This window comes from Streptomyces sp. NPDC050448, assembly GCF_040655295.1.
Taxonomy (GTDB): domain Bacteria; phylum Actinomycetota; class Actinomycetes; order Streptomycetales; family Streptomycetaceae; genus Streptomyces.
In genome coordinates this window covers 205,286-222,191 of record NZ_JBFAJR010000004.1, presented here as the reverse complement: position 1 = coordinate 222,191, position 16,906 = coordinate 205,286, and the positions used below count along the sequence as shown (strand labels likewise).

Sequence of the window (16,906 nt, the reverse complement as noted above, 5' to 3'; positions counted from 1 at the left end):
TCGTGCTGCGCCCGGTGAGTCAGCTGCTCTCCACACCGGGTTGACGAACGAGCCGAGGAGCCATGGGCCCCGGGCGGGGCCGGGCTGGGTGGTGCCGTGGCTGCGACCACCGCCCCGGCCCGGAGTCTCAGGCTTCCGCCGGCACAGGTGCGGCGGCGGGGCTCGTGCTCGCAGGCGTCGTCGATGCCTACGTCTTGCCACCTGTGTCGCGGACCAGGTCGGCCCGGCCTGCTTCGGTCAGGCGGGTCAGGGTGCGGTAGGCCGTGGACAGGCCGACGGGTGTGCCGTCGGCGGCCAGTTGACCGTGGAGGGCCTGGGCGCTTACGAAGCCGTCGGCTCGGATCAGCGCCTCGAGGACGACGGAGCGTTGCCGGGTGCGGCGGCCGAGCAGCGCGGCGTCAGTGAGGGTACTCGGCCGGGTGCGTGCCATCAGCATGCCTCGTTCAGGCGCGGGTGGGGACAGCTGTTCGTGTGCGTGGACCGCAGGCGGGTCGTGGTATCAGGAACGTTGCGGCGTAGACGGCGGTGGCGACGGCCATGATGGCGAAGCTCGGCGGCATCTTCGGTACCGCGTAGGAGGCGAACAGACCCGCCCACATCTCCAGCACCGCCAGCCCGGCGGACAGGGCGAGCGCCCGGTAGGGCCGGTCGGTGAGCCGGATCGCGGCTCCTCCGGGGGCGGCGAGCAGGCCGAGCAGCAGCAGGGAGCCGACGGCCTGGGTCGCCTCGGCGGCGCTGATCCCGGCGAGGGCGAGGAAGCCGTAGCCGAGGAGGCGGACGGGGATCCCGCGTGCGGCGGCGACGGCCTCGTCGAGTGTGGCGAACAGCAGTGGCCGGGCGATCAGGACCACCAGCAGGGCAACCCCGGCGGCCACCGCGGCGGCGACGACCGCGCTGCCGGCGGAGATGCCGAAGATGGAGCCGAACAGCACACTGATGCCGGCGGTGCCGTTGGTGGCGCTGCGGGAGGTCGTGTAGAGGGTGATGAAGAAGGCTCCCATGCCCAGGATCCAGGAGAAGACGCTCCCTATGACCACGTCGTCGGGGCGCGCCCGGCGGCCAAGTGCGCCGAAGAGCAGAGCCATGGCGATGGTGGCGGCGAACAGCCCCAGGCGCAGGTCGTATCCAAAGGCCAGGGCGGCCATCGCGCCGGTGAAAGCGACGTGGCTGAGCGCGTCGCCGGTGAAGACCTGGGCGCGCAGGACCAGGAAGTAGCCGACCAGGCCCGAGGCGGCGGCGATGGCGGTCCCGGCGAGGAAGGCATGCAGGAAGAACGGATGGGACAGCGGGGAGGCGGCGAGCAGGAGGGTCATGCCGTCACCTCCCTGACGGCGGGCGAGGTCCCGATCCGGCGGCCGAGCGCCGCGTGCAGCGAGCGCCAGCCCAGGGCGAGCAGGTATCCGGCGAAGGCGATCGTGGTCACGAAGAAGCCCAGGGGGTAGGGCGAGTAGTAGGCGGCGGTCAGCCCGACCCAGGTGGCGGCGAACGCCAGCAGGACGGCCAGGACCAGGCTGAAGGCCGGGCGGGCGGTGAGGACCTGCGCGGTGGCGGCCGGGATCACCATAAGGGCGAAGACCAGGAGGGTTCCGGTGATCTGGCTCGCCTCGGCGGTGGCCGCGCCGAGCAGGACGAGGAAGACCACGGACAGCGCCCGGACCGGCACCCCGCGTCCGGCGGCCACCTGCGGGTCGACGGAGGCGAACAGCAACGGCCGTCCGATCGACGCCAGCACGGCGAGCACCACCGCGGCGACCGCCGTCAACACGGTCACCTGCGAGGACGTGATGCCGAGGAAGGTGCCGAAGAGGATCGTCTGCGGCCCCTCCAGCAGCCCCCTGTACAGGGCGGTGCACAGGAACCCGGATGCGAGCAGGAACGCCTGCACGGTCCCGGTCAGCGCCGACTCCTCATGCTCACGGCCGCCGCGCAGGGCCGCGATGACCAGCGCGGCGGCCACGCACAGCGTGAAGTACCCGTAGACCGCGCTCACTCCGAGCAGGAGCGCCCCGGCCGCGCCGGGAAAGGCGACCGCGGAGACGGTGTGCGCGGCGAACGTCTGCCGCCGCAGCACCACGAACCACCCCACGACCGCGGCGACCACGGACACGACTGCGCCCGCGCGGAAGGCGTTGACCATGAAGGGGTACGACCACATCTCCTGGACGTCGGTGAGGAGGTTCCACGACCAGGCCGGTGCCCCCGTCTCAGCCGGCACCATGACCGCTCCCCGGGGTGTCGTGCCGATCGGTGTGCACCGGGGGAGCCTCCGGCTGGCCCACCACGACGAGCCGCCCGTCCGAGGTCCTCAGCACTTCGACAGGCGTGCCGTACAGCCGGGTCAGCGTCTCGGAGGTGATGACCTCGCTCGGCGTGCCGGCGGCGGCACCGCCCTCGGCCAGGTACACCACCCGGTCCAGGTGGTGGAGTATCGGGTTCACGTCGTGGGAGACCATGACCACCGACACGCCCTCCTGGTGGCAGATGCGCCCGATCAGCGCGGCGATCGCGCTCTGGTTGGGCAGGTCGAGGCTGTCCAAGGGTTCGTCCAGCAGGAGCAGGTCGGGCCTGCGGACCAAGGCCTGGGCGATCAGCAGGCGCTGCTGCTCGCCACCCGAGCACTGCCCGATGGGTCGGTGTGCGTACGCCGACGCCCCGACCAGTTCGATCACCTCGTCCACGCGTGCGCGGGCGGCCTGTCGACGTGCGCTGGGGAACGGCAGCGGCACCCCCCACCGGTCGCCGTCCAGGCCAAGGCGCACCACGTCGACACCGCGGATCCGCAGGGAGGCGTCGAAGCTGCGACGTTGCGGCAGGTAGCCGATACGGTCGTTGGCCTGCCCGGGCCGGGCGCCGAGCACCAGCACGTCGCCGGCCGCCCCGGGGAGTGCGCCGAGCAGGAGCTTGATCATGGTGGACTTGCCGACGCCGTTGGGCCCGAGCACGGCCGTGAACTCGCCGGTCCCGATGCGAAGGTCCACGCCCGACCACAGCGTCCGGCCGCCGACTCGCACGGCTGACCCGCGCAGGGCGACCACGGGGTCGTTTCCGCTGTCCGGTGCCGTGTCGTGGCCGCCGGTCCGGCCGTCGGGGATGGTGTGGGCGCTGTGCGTGACGGCCTCGTGGGCCTTCGCTATCGGGTTCATGGCGTCAGCTCACTTCCCGGTCGCCTTGGCCAGGGCCTGTTCGATGCCCTGCAGTTCGGCGGTCTGCCACTGCTGGAAGCCGGCGTCGGCGGGGGTGGGCGTCTCGGTGACTGTGGCGACCGGGATGCCTTCCGCCTTCGCCTCATTGACCTGCGCCTGGACGTCCGGGGTGGAGTTCTGGGAGTTGTAGACGTAGATCTTGATCTCCTTGTTCTTCATCTGCTGGTCGATGGTGGCCTTGTCGTTGGCCGTGGGGTCGGAGCCCTCGCTCATCGCGTCCAGGAACGTCTCCGGGGTGAGCATCTTCAGCCCGAGGCCCTCGGCAAGCGGCGTGACGATGGACTCGGAGGCGCCGATCGGGGTGCCCGCGTACTTCGCCTTGATGTCGGCTACGAGCTTGTTGTACCCCTCCAGCGTCTTGGTCTCGAAGGTCGTCTTCTGCTGGTCGAAGTAGCCGGCGTCGGCCGGGTCGATCTTCTTGTAGTCGGCGGTGATCTGCTCGATCACCTTGTGGACGTCGTCCGGGGAGTACCAGCGGTGCGGGTTGCCGCCCGGCTTGATGCCGACCAGGTCGCCGACCTGCAACTGGGTGCGCCCGCTGCCGGGGTTGGCGGTCAGGAGCTTGTCGGCCCAGGCGTCGTAGCCGATGCCGTTGACGATCGAGTACTGGGCACCGGCCGCGGTGCGAGCGTCGGCGGCGGTCGGCTCGTAGTCGTGCGGGTCGGTGTCCGGGTTGGTGATGATGCTGGTCACCTTCACGTGGCTGCCGCCGAGCTGGGAGGCGATGCTGCCCCAGAAGTTCTCCGCCGCCACCACCTGGATCGTCTTGCCCGAGCTGCTGCCGGTCGCGGCCGTGTTGCTGGCGTCCTTCGAGGAGGAGGTCGAGCAGGCGGTCGCTGTCACGGCCGTCAGGGCGGCGGTTGCGGCGACGAGCACGAGCCTCGCGGACGGGCGGGCGGAACGGGGGGCGGGGACGGCGGACATGCTGGGGCTCCTTCGGGCGGTGCCGGACGGGAAGCGGACACGTGCCGGCGATGCGGTGACACCAGCCACGTAGGTGAAAACGATTTTCACATCAATGTTTAATGAAAACCGTTGCCATCTTTTGACCGGGCGTACGACCGCGAAGGGCTGTCGCCCTCATCAGGGGCGACACGGCCCTGGCTCCAGAGGTCCCACCGCCCCCGCAAGCCAGGGCGGCGTCGTTCGGGCGATGTGTCCGTCTTGATGCCGGTTCAGGCAGCTGACGTGGCCGTGGGGTTCGCGGATCGGGCTGGAACGGAGGCAGGCACGGTCTCCGAGTGATCATGAGGTGTCGAGTCCCTGATCACCTTGTCGGTGGCCAGTGGGAATCCTCCACCCGCGGCCACTGATGGGGAGTCGGGTGACCGCGTGTTTCGCTACCGTCGGTGACGGTCTCCGGTAGCTCAGGCGCGTGCAGTCGTACTCGGCTGCGCTGAGGTCGTGCGGGCCCGGTTCTCACGGATCTCGTCGTGGTGGGCGGCGGCCCAGCCGACCAGGGACGTGGCGATCTCGTGGAGGCCGCGGCCGAGCGGGGTCAGGGTGTACTCGACGCGCGGGGGCACTTCGGCGTAGGCGGTGCGGGAGATCAGGCCGTCCTGCTGGAGTTGGCGCAGGGTGAGGGTGAGCATGCGCTGGGAGATCCCGGGGACTTGGCGCTGCAGGTCGGTGTAGCGCAGCGGGCCCGGCTCCAGGACGGCGATCAGCAGCAGGCTCCATTTGTCGCCGACGCGGTCCAGGACCTCGCGGATGAAGGCCATGTGCTCGGCGGGGATCGCCGCGCACGGTCCGATCGCCGCCGCCCCGACCGTCTTCGCTTCACCGGTCGTCGCCACTTCGCTTGCCCGTTCCATCACGCACATTCCTCTCCGGCACGCACACGGATGTGCCTTTTGTATCGCCTTCCATACTGGGCCACCATGGCGTTACGAACAAGTCGTAAGAATTGGAGGTGCGCGGTGAAGGTGGACATCTGGTCCGAGGTGACGTGCCCCTGGTGCGGGCTGGGCCATCACCGCCTGGAGCAGGCCGTGGAGCGGTTCGAGCACGCCGGCGAGGTGGAGGTGGTCCGCCACTCGTTCCCGCTCAGCAGCAGCTTCCCCGAGGACCGCACTTTCTCGGTCCGCGAGGCTCTGCTGCGACGGCACGGTGTCGGCGGCAGTCAGGCCGAGACGTCGACCCGGCGGATCGAGGCACTGGCCGCGGCCGAGGGACTGAGCCCCTACCGGGTGCTGGACAACCAGGTCGGCAACACCGACCTGGCCCACGAGTTCCTCGCCCACGCCTCCGCCCAGGGCAAGAACCGCGAAGCGTGGGACGCGATCTTCGACACCTACTTCGGCAAGGCCGAGCCCGTCTTCTCCCCGGACGACCTGCTGGCGCTGTCCGACACCCTGGGCCTGGACCGCGAGCAGACCCGGCAGGCCCTCGCCCAGCGCCGCTACCGCGAGCAGGTCCGCGACGACGCGGCCCGCGCTCAGCGCCTCGGCGCGACGGGTGCCCCGTTCATCGTCGTCGACGGCCGCTACGGCGTCCCCGGTGCCCAGGACAGCGACACCCTGCTCGACCTGCTCCGCACCGCTTGGGGCGACACCCACCCCCTCACCCCCGTCGCCGGTGGCGGTGACGCCCCGGGCTGCGGCTCGGACGGCTGTGCCGTCCCCGCACACGGCTGAATCCCCCCATAGCCCCCGTGATCCAGAACCGAGGAGTCCGATGAACGTCCTGCTGTGGGTCCTGCAGGGACTGCTGGCCGCGGTGTTCGCGATGGCCGGCGTCATGAAGACGACCCAGCCGATTGACAAGCTCGCCGGCACTCTTCCCTACGCCAAGGACCGCGCCCCGGGCACGGTCCGGCTGATCGGCGCGGTCGAACTGGCCGCCGCGCTCGGCCTCGTCCTGCCCGCCGCCACCGGCGTCGCGGTGGTCCTCACCCCGCTCGCCGCCGTCGGCCTCACGGTGGTGATGGCGCTGGCCGGCACCTTCCACTTCCGCCGCCGGGAGTACATCGCGATCGGTATGAACGCCGTGCTGCTGGCCCTGGCCGTCGTGGTGGCCTGGGGCCGCTTCGGCCCGTACTCCTTCTGATCCTTCCGAATCCGTCCCCGGCCGGCTCCCGCCGCCCGGCCCTCCGCCCATGAAAGGCGATGACTTCCCATGACCGACCTGCTCGTCCTTGGCGGCAGTGGCCGCACCGGCATCCACGTCCTGGCGCAGGCCGCCGAACGCGGCCACCGCGTCCGCGCCCTCGTCCGCGACCCCTCCGCCGTCCACGCCCCGACCGGCATCGAGCTGATCCAGGGCACGCCCGCGAACATCGACGACATCCGCAAGGCCGCCCACGGCACCCGGGCGGTGATCAGCGTGCTGAACAATGCCCGCGCCTCCGACAACCCCTGGGCCAAGCCGGTCAGCCCGCCGATGTTCATGACCGACGCCGCCCGCAACGCCCTGACCGTGATGGCCGAACAGGGCATCCGCCGGATCGCCCTGACCTCCTCACAGGGCGCCGGCGACGACTGGGCCCGCCTCAACCCGCTGATGAAGGCATTCATCAACCTGTCGAACATCAAGGTCGGCTTCACCGACCACACCGGCGTCGACCAGGTCGTGCGCGCCTCCGACACCGACTGGACCCTCGCCCGTGCCGTCGCCCTCAGCGACAGGCCCGCCACCGGCCCCCTGCGCGTCGGCGACGCTGACGTCACCACGCCCGGGCGCTGGATCAACCGGGCCGACCTCGCCCGCTTCCTCCTCGACGCCGTCGACGAGGAGACCTGGATCCGCAGCGCGCCGCTGGTGTGGAACGCCCGCGGCTGACCCACCCCACCTCGAACCCCTGCTGAACAGCCAGAACACCCCAAAAAAGCCCAAGGAGACATCCCCATGCCCGACACGTCCAAGGTCATCGCCGTCTTCGGAGCCGGCACCGGGCTCGGTGCCTCCGTCGCCCGGCGCTTCGCCCGCGAAGGCTTCCGCGTCGCCCTCGTCGCCCGCCGCAAGGACCGCCTCGACGCACTCGTCGAACAGCTCATCGGCGAGGGCATCGACGCGGCCGGATTCACCGCCGACCTCTCCAAGCCCGCCGAGGTACCCGCCCTCATCGACGTCATCCACGGACGGTTCGGCCGGATCGACGTCATCGAGTACGGGCCGATCAGCGGTGAGCAGAGCTTCGCCCCCGCTACCAAGCTGGACGCCGTCACCCTGCAGAAGGACAGCCCGCTTCTCCTGTTCACGCCGGTCGAGGTGGTCCGCGCGGTGCTGCCCGAGTGGGCCGAGCGCGGCGACGGCGCGTTCCTGATGACCACCGGCCACACCGCCGTGGAGCCGCGGCCCTACATGAGCGGCGTGGGCCCGCTGATGTCCGCCGCCCGCAACTGGCTGTACTCCCTCAACGGCGAGCTCGCCGACATTGGCGCCTACGCCGGCACCCTGTCCATCGCGGCGTTCATCGCCCGCAGCGAGATGGGAGAGATCGCCGCCGCATCACTGCCGGAAGGCGTCGGCCCGCTCGTCGACCCCGACGACCTCGCCGAGCACTACTGGGACCTGTACACCAAGCGCGACCGCATCGAGCAGATCCACCCCGAGCCGACCGCCGGGTAACCCCAGCCCGGGCCCCTCGCCACCACGGCCCGGGTCATCCCTCGGCGACGATCACCCTGCGTACAGGCCAGTCCTCCGGTGGGGAGTCCAACTGGCCGTCCGCGGGGACCGCCCGCCAGCGGGGAACCCGCGGCCGTACGCGGGGAAAGGATCTCGGCCGCTGTCATCACAAGGCGGAAGACCGTGCCTGCCCGATCATCATCGCCCATTCCCGCCGGCCTGGGCTGGCTCGCCACCGGCCGCCCTGCCGAGCCCGGGGAACACCCGCAGCTGCTGGACCGCCTCGCGACCGTTCCCGATCCACGTAGGGCCAAGGGGCGCCGCCACCCCCTCGCCTTCGTCCTCGCCCTCGCCGCGTGCGCGGTACTGGCCGGCGCGAAATCCCTGACTGCGATCGCGGAATGGGCAGCCGACGCCCCGGCCGCCGTGCTCACCGCCCTCGGCGGCCCGAGCCGCGAACCCGCCGGGCCCACCGCCCCGACCGAAGCTACTGTGCGCCGAATCCTGCAGCGCGTGGACGGCGACGCCTTCGACGCGGCGATCGGCGCCTGGCTCGCCGCCCGCGACCCCGACCGCCCGCCACCCGACCATGACCTGGGCAGACGCGCCCGCCGCTCGCTGGCCGTGGACGGCAAGACCGTTCGCGGCGCGCGCCGCGTCGACGGCACCCAGGTCCACCTTCTGGCCGCGATGACCGGGACCGGCCTGGTCGCAGCCCAGCGTGAGGTCGGCGCCAAGACCAACGAGATCACCGTCTTCCGGCCGATGCTCGTCGACCTCGACCTGGCCGACACCGTGGTCACCTTCGACGCCCTGCACTCCCAGACAGCCCATGCCCGCTTCCTGGTGGAGGAGAAGAAGGCCCACTACATCGCCATGATCAAGGGGAATCAGCCGCTGCTGCACCAGCACCTGAAGCAGCTGCCCTGGCGGGAGGTTCCGCTGCTGGACAAGACCCGCGCCACGGAGCACGGCCGTGACGAGATCCGCCGCGTCAAGACCTGCACCGTCACCCGCGGCCTCGACTTCCCCCACGCTGCCCAGGCCGTGCAGATCGTGCGCCGCCGCCGGACGGTCACCACCGGGAAGGTCACCCTGGAACGTGTCTACGCAGTCACCGACCTGACGGCGGAACAGGCCGATGCTCCCGAGATCGCGCACCGTGTACGCGAACACTGGGGCATCGAGAACAAGATCCACCACGTGCGCGACACCACCTTCGCCGAAGACGCCTCCCGCGTGCGGACCGGGACCGCGCCCCGGGCCATGGCGGCACTGCGCAACCTGGCCATCGGCGCCCTCCGCCTGACCGGCTGCGACAACATCGCCGCCGGCCTGCGCAAACACAGCCGAGACGCCACCCGACCGCTGGCCACCCTCGGCATCACGTGATCAAACCGGACAGAACCCCTGAACGACGCCGCCCTGCCCCGCAAGCGGCTCAGGAGCCGCGTACGGCAGGTGCGTGCGGACCGCGGCATCTGCCGCCACTACGACCACACCGCCGCCGAACTCGCGGTGACGGACGCGCGAGCGGAGGGCAAGCTGTTACTGACGTCGGCGCGTCAGGGTGAACTGTCCCGGGCGATCCGCATGCCGTCGGGCAGAGGTGGGAATAGCCCGGGTACTCATGTCCACAGAGTGAGCAATCCTGGGGGGAATCATGACGGGTGACCGTCACGACGCGGCCGGCCCGGCTCGCCGCATCCGGCGCGAGAAGATGACGGCTTGGTGGGGCCGCAATGCGCTGTGGGTCGCCATAGGCGGCTTTTTGCTGATGGTGGCGGTGTGCTTCCTGATTGCGCTCACCAACGACCCCGGCGGTGGCAGGCCGTGCCCGCCCGCCAACGTCTGTGGTTTCGTCCGTTGAGCTTGCCGAACCGGCCAGGCGAACCCGACCAGCTTGCTCGGCCCCTCCGTGACCTCGTGTCCCGGCCCAACGAGCACGCACCTCCCCGTACCGGGCGGGACACCGCTCCGACTGGCTCAAGTACCGCGTGAAGCAGGTTCGAGCGGCTACTGACTTGGCTTGTCAGGGTGACATTGGGGTGTCGAGGGTCAGGCCGGTGCCGGCTATGAAGCCGTCGAGGGTGTCGGGTCGGTACTGCAGGCGTTTGAGCCGGTTGCGTACGAGGGCCTCGAGTCGGTCGAGGGCCATGACCGCGAGGTTGGCCAGGCTGCGTTTGACGTGTGCCCAGACCCACTCCACGGGGTTGAGGTCGGGCGAGTAGGCGGGAAGCAGGAACACCTTCAGCCAGGCGCGCTCGGCGATCAACTCGCGCATGGCGTGGGAGACGTGGGTGTTCAGACGGTCCCAGACCAGCACGATCGGCGCCTTTACGAGCTGGTGGACGCCGTCGATCAGTGCGATGAAGTCGCGCTCGCCCATGCTGCGGCGTGTGCCTTTGCCCGCAGGGTGGGTGCGCAGGCGGTGGCACAGCCGGGTGCGCCGGGCCGCATGGCGATGAGCCCGGCCACCGACAGGCGTCCCGAGCGGCGGCCGCTGACCGTCACGACCGGGGTGCGGCCACGCCGACCCCAGGTGCGTCCTTTGGGCGGACGGCGGGTGAAGCCTGCCTCGTCCTCGAAGCAGATGTAACCTCCGCAGGCCGCCCGCGCTCTTTTACCTCCGTCCAGGTCGCCTCCTTCCACACCGTCACAGCCTCCTCGTTGCGCTCGGCCACCCGCCGAGCGGGGACCTGCGGGCTGAAGCCGAGCCGGCGCATCAGCCTCGTCGCCCCGGAGACGCTGTAGGAGACGTGGAACTTCCGGCCGATCAGCGTGGCCACCCGCGCCGCGGTCCACACCTGGTCCTCCACCCAACCGTGCACGGCCGGACCCTGCTCCAGATACGTAGCCAGTTTCTCCAGACACCGCGGGGACAGACGGCACCGCGACCCGCCCGGCCCGCGGGAGGCCAGAGCCCGCACACCATCGTCCCGCCACAACTCATGCCAGTAGTAAGCCGATTTCCGGCTCACCCGCAGGCGCCGTGCCACTTCCGACGGCTTGATCCCCTGCTCGAACAGCTCAGCCGCCTGCATCCGCACCGACTCCCGGCGCAGCCGACCCTCAGCTGTCAGCCCGCCCCCATCCGCATACCTCACACACCATCAGATACAGCCACCACACCACGCCCATCAGGAACTTCGGGACAGTTCACCCTGACGCGCCGAAGTCAGTAAAGATCAAGCTGAGACCACGGGGACGAGATCTTGACAGCAAAACCGGCGACGCTAACACTTGTGGCATCGGGGGCCCTGCCACAAGGAGCCAGAATGAGCAATAGCGTTGACTTCGGCGACCTTCAAAGACTGTTCGACGAGTTTCGTCGTGATGAGGCGGCTATTCGCCCGACTGTCCACACCCCGCACGGCGACGCACAAGCCTGGCGCCTGAGTGAAGAGACGGGATCCCCCTGCGTGGTCTCTGCCGGCTGACGGCGAAGGGAGGGCGGCAGGTTGAGACCTGCCGCCCTCGCGCACGAGCGGTCATTCGGGCAACGAATCAGCGAGATCACGGGATGCTGAATGTCGAATTTCACGTTGCCGGCCGATCTGCGTGCACAGGTGGACGCCTATCGGCAAGCGAAGATCGAACGTATCGACGGTCTCTTGGGCACCCTGGGAGCCGAGGACGAATACGCCTGGGGCGGTGCCGCGAACTGTGATCTTCCCCTGCGGTACGCGTTGGCCCATCACGTGTTCGAAGGGGTGAGCCGGGCCGTGCGGGAGGGGGACCGCAAGGCGGTCGACGCGGCGATGGCGCTGCGAACCGGCAAAACCTCGTCGCTGCGCCCGCTGCGGGCGCAGGGCATGCCGATCATAGTGATGCATCCCGCGTGGCGGGAACTCACCGATGACGCGTCACTTGGCGAGGACGCCGCCCATGCCTCTGCTCCTGTCGCGCTTGTCTCCCCCGAGCTCTGCACGACCGCCGCCGCCGCTGACCGCGGCCTGGTCACCCGCGCCCTGGGTACTGCGGTCGACGCCGGGTTCGGTGCGACGGTACTGCGGAACACCCGCATCATCGCACTCATCGCCGAATTGACGCCCAACAATGGGAAAATCCGTAGCTGGACCACCAGCGCACTACCGGCCACCGCGCACCTGGACTATTTCACCGAGCATCGTTACGTCAGCCGTGAACTCATCCACGAGGCGGCACACACGGAGCTCAACGACCTCTTTTCCGCACTGGACATCGCAGGGGAAATCCACCGCAGTGGCGCGAAATTCTATGCACCGTGGCTGCAGACGGAGCGACCGGTATTCGGATTCCTGCACGGAACGTGGGCATTCTCCCATGTCGCACTGTACTGCCGGTGGCTGCTCAACGCCCGGCTCGGACCGGAGATCTCGGCGGTGGCGGCGATGATGCACAGCAGATACGTGGAGCAACTGCACTCCTCCCGGGAAGACTTCGCCCGTGCGGTGGAGTGGGTGCGGGTGCCGGCGCTGGCAGAACTGCTCACCCGGCGCCGCGACGACGTCCTCCTCGGCGCCTGTGCCGGGCAGGCGTGAGACCTCCATGGGAACCATCTGGTGGATCAACCCGGTCGGCACGGCAGCATTCGACGAAGAAGTGACACTCGCGATCGAGGCGTCACGTGCCCCGCATCACCGCGCCGTCGTGCGCCATCTCCAGCACGGGCCACCCCACCTGGAGTATCGCGAAGCCGGGCACCGGGTGATCGGTCCGGTCACCGAACTGGTCCGCGAAGCCGAAACCGAAGGCGCGCACGCAGCCGTGGTCGGATGCTTCTTCGACGTCGGCGTGCGTGTGCTCCGGGAGTGCGTGAAGCTGCCCGTCATCGGCATGGGCGAGGCCAGCATGCTGCTGGCCTCCACCCTCGGCCACCGGTTCTCGGTCATCGTCGGGCGCCGGAAATGGACGCCGCAGATCGAACAGAACGCTCTGCTGGCGGGAATGGAGCGGCACCTTGCCTCGGTGCGCGCGGTGGACATGTCGATTCCCGCCGCGCAGGCCGATCCGACCACCTTCTTCAAGCGGGTTCGCGAAGAGGCACGGGCCGCGGTCCGACGCGACGGCGCCGAGGTGGTCGTCCTTTCCGAGATCGCCCCGCCGGGGTTCGCCAGAGCACTCAGGGAGGACCTGGGCGCCGCGTTCGTCGATCCCGGCATGGCCGCCTGGAAGTGGGCCGAGATGATGGCTGACCTGTACGAGCGCGAGTCCCTCTCGCACTCCGCCGTCGGCGACTACGAACCGTGGCCCGAGGGGGAGTTGAGGCGCTACTGACTTCGGTGCTTGAGGGTCATGGTGGTGGGAGGCCGAGGGAGAGTCCGGTTCCGGCGAGGAAGCCGTCGAGGACGGTGGGGCGGTACTGGAGTCGTTTGAGTCGGTTGCGGACGAGGGTCTCGAGGCGGTCGAGCGCGACGCTGGCGAGGTTCGCGAGGCTGTGTTTCACGTGGGCCCACTGGTACTAGAGACGGCGTTCAATTCCGGCGCGTACGCGGGCAGGGTGAACACGGTCAGCCACTCGCGTGCCTCGATCTGGTCGGCATCGTGTGGGACAGGTGCGTGTTCAGCCGGTCCCACACGAGCACGAGCGGTGCCTTGACTGGCCACGGCCTGCTCGTCGCGTTCCGCGGCCCTGCGGGTGGGGCCCTGCGGGCGGGGACCTGCGGAGTGAAGCCGAGGCGGTGCATCAGCCGGGTGGCGGCCGAGACGCTGTAGGAGACGTGGAACTTCCTGCCGGTCGTCTGCGTCGAGATCACGTCAGAAACGACACGGCCCTCCTGTCCTGCTCAAGCCGCTGAGCGATAGATGAATATGATTGTCGTGGGCTAGTCTGTGCCCGCTCGCGCCGGGCCACCTCCGGTCGGGCTGGGCGCGTTCCGCCGCGCCCCGGAGGTTGAAGAGCGAGGGACGCAGCATGGTTGAGGGCTCGGCGAGTGCGGCGACGGCACCACCACCTCCTTTCGACCCGCATGGCGGCGAGGACGACTCGGGGCGACGGCGCCGGCCGACGACCGGCACGGTCGGCTCGGCCCTGGTCGGGGCCGTGGTGGTCGCGGTGCTCGCCGGACCGTGGGTGGAGCGGCTGCTCGGGCTTGCGGCGTTCGAGGCGTGGCGCACGCTGCTGGTGGCCATCGTCATGCAGGGCGTACCGTTCCTGATTCTCGGCACCGTCGTCTCGGCGGCCATCGGCGCGTTCATCCCCGCCCGGGTCTTCTCCAAGATCCTGCCCCGCAACCCCGTCCTCGCCGTTCCGGTGGCCGGTGCCGCCGGAGTGGTGCTGCCGGGTTGCGAGTGCGCCTCGGTGCCGGTCGCGGGCAGCCTGATGCGGCGGGGCGTGGCTCCCGCGGCGGCCCTGACGTTCCTGCTCGCCGCGCCCGCCGTCAACCCGGTGGTGCTCGTCTCGACGGCGATCGCGTTCCCCGGCAAGCCGGAGATGGTGGCCGCGCGGTTCGGCGCCTCGCTCGTCACCTCGGTCGTCATGGGCTGGCTGTGGATCCGGTGGGGGCGCGAGGAGTGGCTGCGGCTACCGACGGGGCATGCGGAGCACACGCCCGGCGCGGGCCGGCTGGAGGCCTTCCGGCGCGGGCTGCAGCACGACTTCCTGCAGGCGGGCGGGTTCCTGGTGGTCGGCGCCATGGCCGCGGCGACCTTCAACGTCCTCGTACCGCCGTCCGTCCTGGAAACCTTCTCCGGGTCTCCATGGCTGGGCGTCCTGGTGGCGGCGGCGCTCGCGGTGCTCCTGTCGGTGTGCTCGGAGGCGGACGCGTTCGTCGCGTCGTCGTTCACCGGCTTCTCGCCCACCGCCCGCCTCGCCTTCATGGTGGTGGGCCCGATGGTGGACATGAAGCTGATCGCCCTGCAGTCGGGGGCCTTCGGACGGGCGTTCGCGGTGCGGTTCTGCGCCGGCACGTTCGTCGTGGCGATCCTCTGCTGCGTAATTGTCGGAGTGGTATTCCTGTGACCGGACGACCCCCCGCCCGTGCGGAACGCGCTCGCCTGCTGAGCGGACTCGGTTCGCCCCTCCTGCTGGTGCTGACCGGCACGGGCCTGCTGCACACCACCGTGCGCAGCGACGTGTACCTCCGGTACGTGAAGGAAGGACTGCGGCCGTACCTCGTCGCGTCCGGAGCGCTGTTGCTCGCCCTGGGCTTCGCGGGGCTCGGAGTCGAGCTGGTGCGCCGCCTGCGGCAGCCGCCGGGCGACGACACAGAAGCGCACGACGACCACGACCACGACCACGACCACGGGCACGGGGGTGCCACGCACGTCGCCTGGCTCCTGGCCGTACCCGCCCTCACCCTGATGTTCGTAGCCCCGCCGGCGCTCGGCTCGTACACGGCCTCGCGGGGCGGGGCCGCGTCCGGCGTCGAGCAGACCGGCTACGAGGAACTGGCTGACGCGCCGTTCACGCCCATGGCCCTGCAGGAGTTCATCGGACGCTCCGTGCACGCGCCGAAGACCCTGGGCGGCCGCGAGGTCCGGCTGCTGGGGTTCGTCTCCGCCGGCAAGAGCCCGGACACCTGGTACCTCAACCGCCTGAAGCTCAGCTGCTGCGCGGCCGACGCGCGGACCCTGCGCGTGGAGATGCACGGCGTGAAGGCACCCGACAACGACACCTGGGTCGAGGTCACGGGCGTGTGGCGGGCCGAGCACGTCCCCGTGGAGAACCCCGTCCCGGCCATGGAGGTCGGTGTCCTGAAGCCCGTCGGACAACCGCGCAACCCCTACCACGACGCGCCGCCCACGGACGGCTGAGTCCTCGATCGGGGTCTGCCACGCCTCCTTGTCCCGCCCCGGCCCGGGCATCGACCCATTCGAGCTCAGGCTCCACATCGAACCCACCCCAGGAGACTCCACCTATCCCCTCGGCCCGCTGCACGCGGGCCACCGTCATGGCCAGGCCGCCATTGCGGGAGGGGCCGGGCTGGGCGGTGCCGTGGCTGCGACCACCGCCCAGCCCGGAGTCTCAGGCTGCCGTCGTCACGGGAGTGGCGGCGGGCTCGTGCTCGCAGGCGTCGTCGATGCCGTATGTCTCCCACTCCGGGAAGTCGTCCTCGGCCGGGACTGGTTCGTCCGGGCCGAGCAGGCAGGCTTCGAGGGCCGCCCGGAGGGCCTCGGCGCGGAGTCCGGTGCCGATGAAGACCAGTTCCTGGCCCTGGGCGGTGTCCGGGCCGCGGGCCCCCGAGGGCTCGAACCGGGCCACCGCGCCGGCCTGGGACCACAGGCCGGTCACCCGGGGGCGGCTGGCGAGCCAGAAGAAGCCCTTGGAGCGCAGGATCCGCCCGAAGATGCCGCTGTCGAGGCCCTTGGTGACGAACGTCCACAGCCTGCCGGGGTGGAAGGCCGCGTCGGCGCGGAACACCAGTGAGGAGATGCCGTACTCCTCGGTCTCCGGGACGTGGTCGCCGTTGAGCTCCTTGACCCAGCCCGGGGCCTGCTGGGCCCGCTCCACGTCGAACAGTCCCGTGCCCAGGACCTGTTCGAGCGCGACGTGGCCGCGTACGGCGGGCACGATCCGGGCCTCGGGATTGAGCCGGGCGAGGGTGGCGCGCAGTCGCGCGGCGTCGCCCGGCCCGATCAGGTCGAGCTTGTTGAGGACGATGACGTCCGCGAACTCGACCTGGTCGATCAGGAGATCGCTGACAGTCCGCTCGTCGTCCTCGTACTGGTCGAGGCCGCGCGCCACCAGTTCGTCCCCGCCGGCGAGTTCCCGCAGGAAGTTCGAGGCGTCGACGACGGTGACCATGGTGTCGAGGCGGGCGAGGTCGCCGAGGGTGGCGCCGTCGTCCCGGGGGAAGGAGAAGGTGGCGGCGACCGGCATGGGCTCGGAGATGCCGCTGGACTCGATGAGCAGGTAGTCGAAGCGGCCCTCGCGGGCGAGCCGGTCGACCTCCTCCAGCAGGTCGTCGCGCAGGGTGCAGCAGATGCACCCGTTGGTCATCTCGACCAGCCGCTCCTCGGTGCGCGAGAGCGCCGCCTCGCCACCGCGCACGAGCGCGGCGTCGATGTCGACCTCGCTCATGTCGTTGACGATCACCGCGACCCGCAGGCCCTCGCGGTTGCTCAGGACATGGTTGAGCAGGGTGGTCTTGCCGGCGCCGAGGAAGCCGGACAGAACCGTCACCGGCAGGCGGTCGTACGAGGCCACGGGA

At 70.3% G+C, this 16,906-nt stretch carries 19 protein-coding genes and 3 pseudogenes; 11 read left to right on the top strand and 11 right to left on the bottom strand.

The annotated features are described in order from the left end of the window. Window positions 1–187: 187 nt before the first annotated feature. The 6 genes from AB0I68_RS07735 to AB0I68_RS07710 all read right to left on the bottom strand — a co-directional run bounded on the left by AB0I68_RS07735 (window position 188) and on the right by AB0I68_RS07710 (window position 4,924). Window positions 188–430 (bottom strand): transcriptional repressor, encoded by a 243-nt coding sequence (locus AB0I68_RS07735; protein WP_363176314.1) that lies wholly within the window; start codon window positions 428–430, stop codon window positions 188–190. Between the two features lie 13 nt (window positions 431–443). Further along, window positions 444–1,313: a metal ABC transporter permease gene (locus AB0I68_RS07730; protein WP_363176313.1), complete on the bottom strand. Its 870-nt coding sequence runs from the start codon at window positions 1,311–1,313 to the stop codon at window positions 444–446. Beyond that, window positions 1,310–2,218, bottom strand: coding sequence for a metal ABC transporter permease (locus AB0I68_RS07725; RefSeq protein WP_363176312.1), 909 nt, complete (start codon window positions 2,216–2,218; stop codon window positions 1,310–1,312). The genes AB0I68_RS07730 and AB0I68_RS07725 overlap by 4 nt, the downstream gene beginning before the upstream one ends. Beyond that, the gene (locus AB0I68_RS07720; protein ID WP_363176311.1) at window positions 2,205–3,143 is read right to left on the bottom strand and encodes a metal ABC transporter ATP-binding protein; all 939 of its coding nucleotides are present in this window, start codon (window positions 3,141–3,143) and stop codon (window positions 2,205–2,207) included. Before AB0I68_RS07720 ends, AB0I68_RS07725 begins: the two co-directional genes overlap by 14 nt. Before the next feature lie 9 nt (window positions 3,144–3,152). After that, the gene (locus tag AB0I68_RS07715) at window positions 3,153–4,127 is read right to left on the bottom strand and encodes a zinc ABC transporter substrate-binding protein (protein WP_363176310.1); all 975 of its coding nucleotides are present in this window, start codon (window positions 4,125–4,127) and stop codon (window positions 3,153–3,155) included. Between the two features lie 443 nt (window positions 4,128–4,570). Continuing rightward, complete coding sequence (locus AB0I68_RS07710; RefSeq protein ID WP_363176436.1) at window positions 4,571–4,924, bottom strand: helix-turn-helix domain-containing protein; 354 nt, start codon at window positions 4,922–4,924, stop codon at window positions 4,571–4,573. Between the two features lie 204 nt (window positions 4,925–5,128). On the opposite strand from AB0I68_RS07710, the gene AB0I68_RS07705 reads away from it, so the two are divergent. The 6 genes from AB0I68_RS07705 (at window position 5,129) to AB0I68_RS07680 (ending at window position 9,642) form a co-directional block, all read left to right on the top strand. Then, window positions 5,129–5,839, top strand: a complete 711-nt coding sequence (locus AB0I68_RS07705; RefSeq protein ID WP_363176309.1) for a DsbA family oxidoreductase — start codon at window positions 5,129–5,131, stop codon at window positions 5,837–5,839. Between the two features lie 40 nt (window positions 5,840–5,879). Continuing rightward, window positions 5,880–6,251: a DoxX family protein gene (locus AB0I68_RS07700; protein WP_363176308.1), complete on the top strand. Its 372-nt coding sequence runs from the start codon at window positions 5,880–5,882 to the stop codon at window positions 6,249–6,251. Window positions 6,252–6,320: 69 nt separating this feature from the next. Further along, window positions 6,321–6,983 (top strand): NAD(P)H-binding protein, encoded by a 663-nt coding sequence (locus tag AB0I68_RS07695; RefSeq protein WP_363176307.1) that lies wholly within the window; start codon window positions 6,321–6,323, stop codon window positions 6,981–6,983. A 66-nt stretch (window positions 6,984–7,049) separates the two neighbouring features. Further along, window positions 7,050–7,772 carry an SDR family NAD(P)-dependent oxidoreductase gene (locus tag AB0I68_RS07690; RefSeq protein WP_363176306.1) on the top strand — a complete coding sequence of 241 codons (723 nt, stop codon included), beginning with the start codon at window positions 7,050–7,052 and terminating at the stop codon, window positions 7,770–7,772. A gap of 183 nt (window positions 7,773–7,955) precedes the next feature. Then, the gene (locus tag AB0I68_RS07685) at window positions 7,956–9,164 is read left to right on the top strand and encodes an ISAs1 family transposase (protein ID WP_363176305.1); all 1,209 of its coding nucleotides are present in this window, start codon (window positions 7,956–7,958) and stop codon (window positions 9,162–9,164) included. A 271-nt stretch (window positions 9,165–9,435) separates the two neighbouring features. Further along, window positions 9,436–9,642: a hypothetical protein gene (locus tag AB0I68_RS07680; protein ID WP_363176304.1), complete on the top strand. Its 207-nt coding sequence runs from the start codon at window positions 9,436–9,438 to the stop codon at window positions 9,640–9,642. A gap of 162 nt (window positions 9,643–9,804) precedes the next feature. Here AB0I68_RS07680 and AB0I68_RS07675 read toward each other — a convergent pair. Further along, a pseudogene (locus AB0I68_RS07675) lies at window positions 9,805–10,286 on the bottom strand (transposase). Then, entirely contained in the window at window positions 10,283–10,855 is a 573-nt protein-coding gene (locus AB0I68_RS07670) for a winged helix-turn-helix domain-containing protein (RefSeq protein ID WP_363176435.1), read from the bottom strand. The pseudogene AB0I68_RS07675 and the gene AB0I68_RS07670 overlap by 4 nt, the downstream one beginning before the upstream one ends. 195 nt (window positions 10,856–11,050) lie before the next feature. On the opposite strand from AB0I68_RS07670, the gene AB0I68_RS07665 reads away from it, so the two are divergent. The 3 genes from AB0I68_RS07665 (at window position 11,051) to AB0I68_RS07655 (ending at window position 13,031) form a co-directional block, all read left to right on the top strand. Further along, on the top strand, window positions 11,051–11,212 hold the full coding sequence (locus AB0I68_RS07665; RefSeq protein ID WP_363176303.1) for a hypothetical protein: 162 nt from the start codon (window positions 11,051–11,053) through the stop codon (window positions 11,210–11,212). 90 nt (window positions 11,213–11,302) lie between these two features. Continuing rightward, window positions 11,303–12,295: an HEXXH motif-containing putative peptide modification protein gene (locus tag AB0I68_RS07660; protein ID WP_363176301.1), complete on the top strand. Its 993-nt coding sequence runs from the start codon at window positions 11,303–11,305 to the stop codon at window positions 12,293–12,295. A gap of 7 nt (window positions 12,296–12,302) precedes the next feature. Further along, window positions 12,303–13,031: an aspartate/glutamate racemase family protein gene (locus AB0I68_RS07655; RefSeq protein ID WP_363176299.1), complete on the top strand. Its 729-nt coding sequence runs from the start codon at window positions 12,303–12,305 to the stop codon at window positions 13,029–13,031. A 16-nt stretch (window positions 13,032–13,047) separates the two neighbouring features. On the opposite strand, the pseudogene AB0I68_RS07650 reads toward AB0I68_RS07655, so the two are convergent. Further along, window positions 13,048–13,354: pseudogene (locus AB0I68_RS07650) on the bottom strand (transposase); the annotation flags it as partial. A gap of 1 nt (window position 13,355) precedes the next feature. Then, window positions 13,356–13,489 (bottom strand): annotated as a pseudogene (locus tag AB0I68_RS07645) (winged helix-turn-helix domain-containing protein); the annotation flags it as partial. A gap of 179 nt (window positions 13,490–13,668) precedes the next feature. Between AB0I68_RS07645 and AB0I68_RS07640 the strand changes: the two are divergent. After that, window positions 13,669–14,715: a permease gene (locus AB0I68_RS07640; RefSeq protein ID WP_363176297.1), complete on the top strand. Its 1,047-nt coding sequence runs from the start codon at window positions 13,669–13,671 to the stop codon at window positions 14,713–14,715. Beyond that, window positions 14,712–15,509: a TIGR03943 family protein gene (locus AB0I68_RS07635; RefSeq protein ID WP_363176296.1), complete on the top strand. Its 798-nt coding sequence runs from the start codon at window positions 14,712–14,714 to the stop codon at window positions 15,507–15,509. Before AB0I68_RS07640 ends, AB0I68_RS07635 begins: the two co-directional genes overlap by 4 nt. Window positions 15,510–15,720: 211 nt before the next feature. Here AB0I68_RS07635 and AB0I68_RS07630 read toward each other — a convergent pair whose 3' ends face one another. Then, window positions 15,721–16,902, bottom strand: coding sequence for a GTP-binding protein (locus AB0I68_RS07630; protein WP_363176295.1), 1,182 nt, complete (start codon window positions 16,900–16,902; stop codon window positions 15,721–15,723). Window positions 16,903–16,906 lie beyond the last annotated feature (4 nt).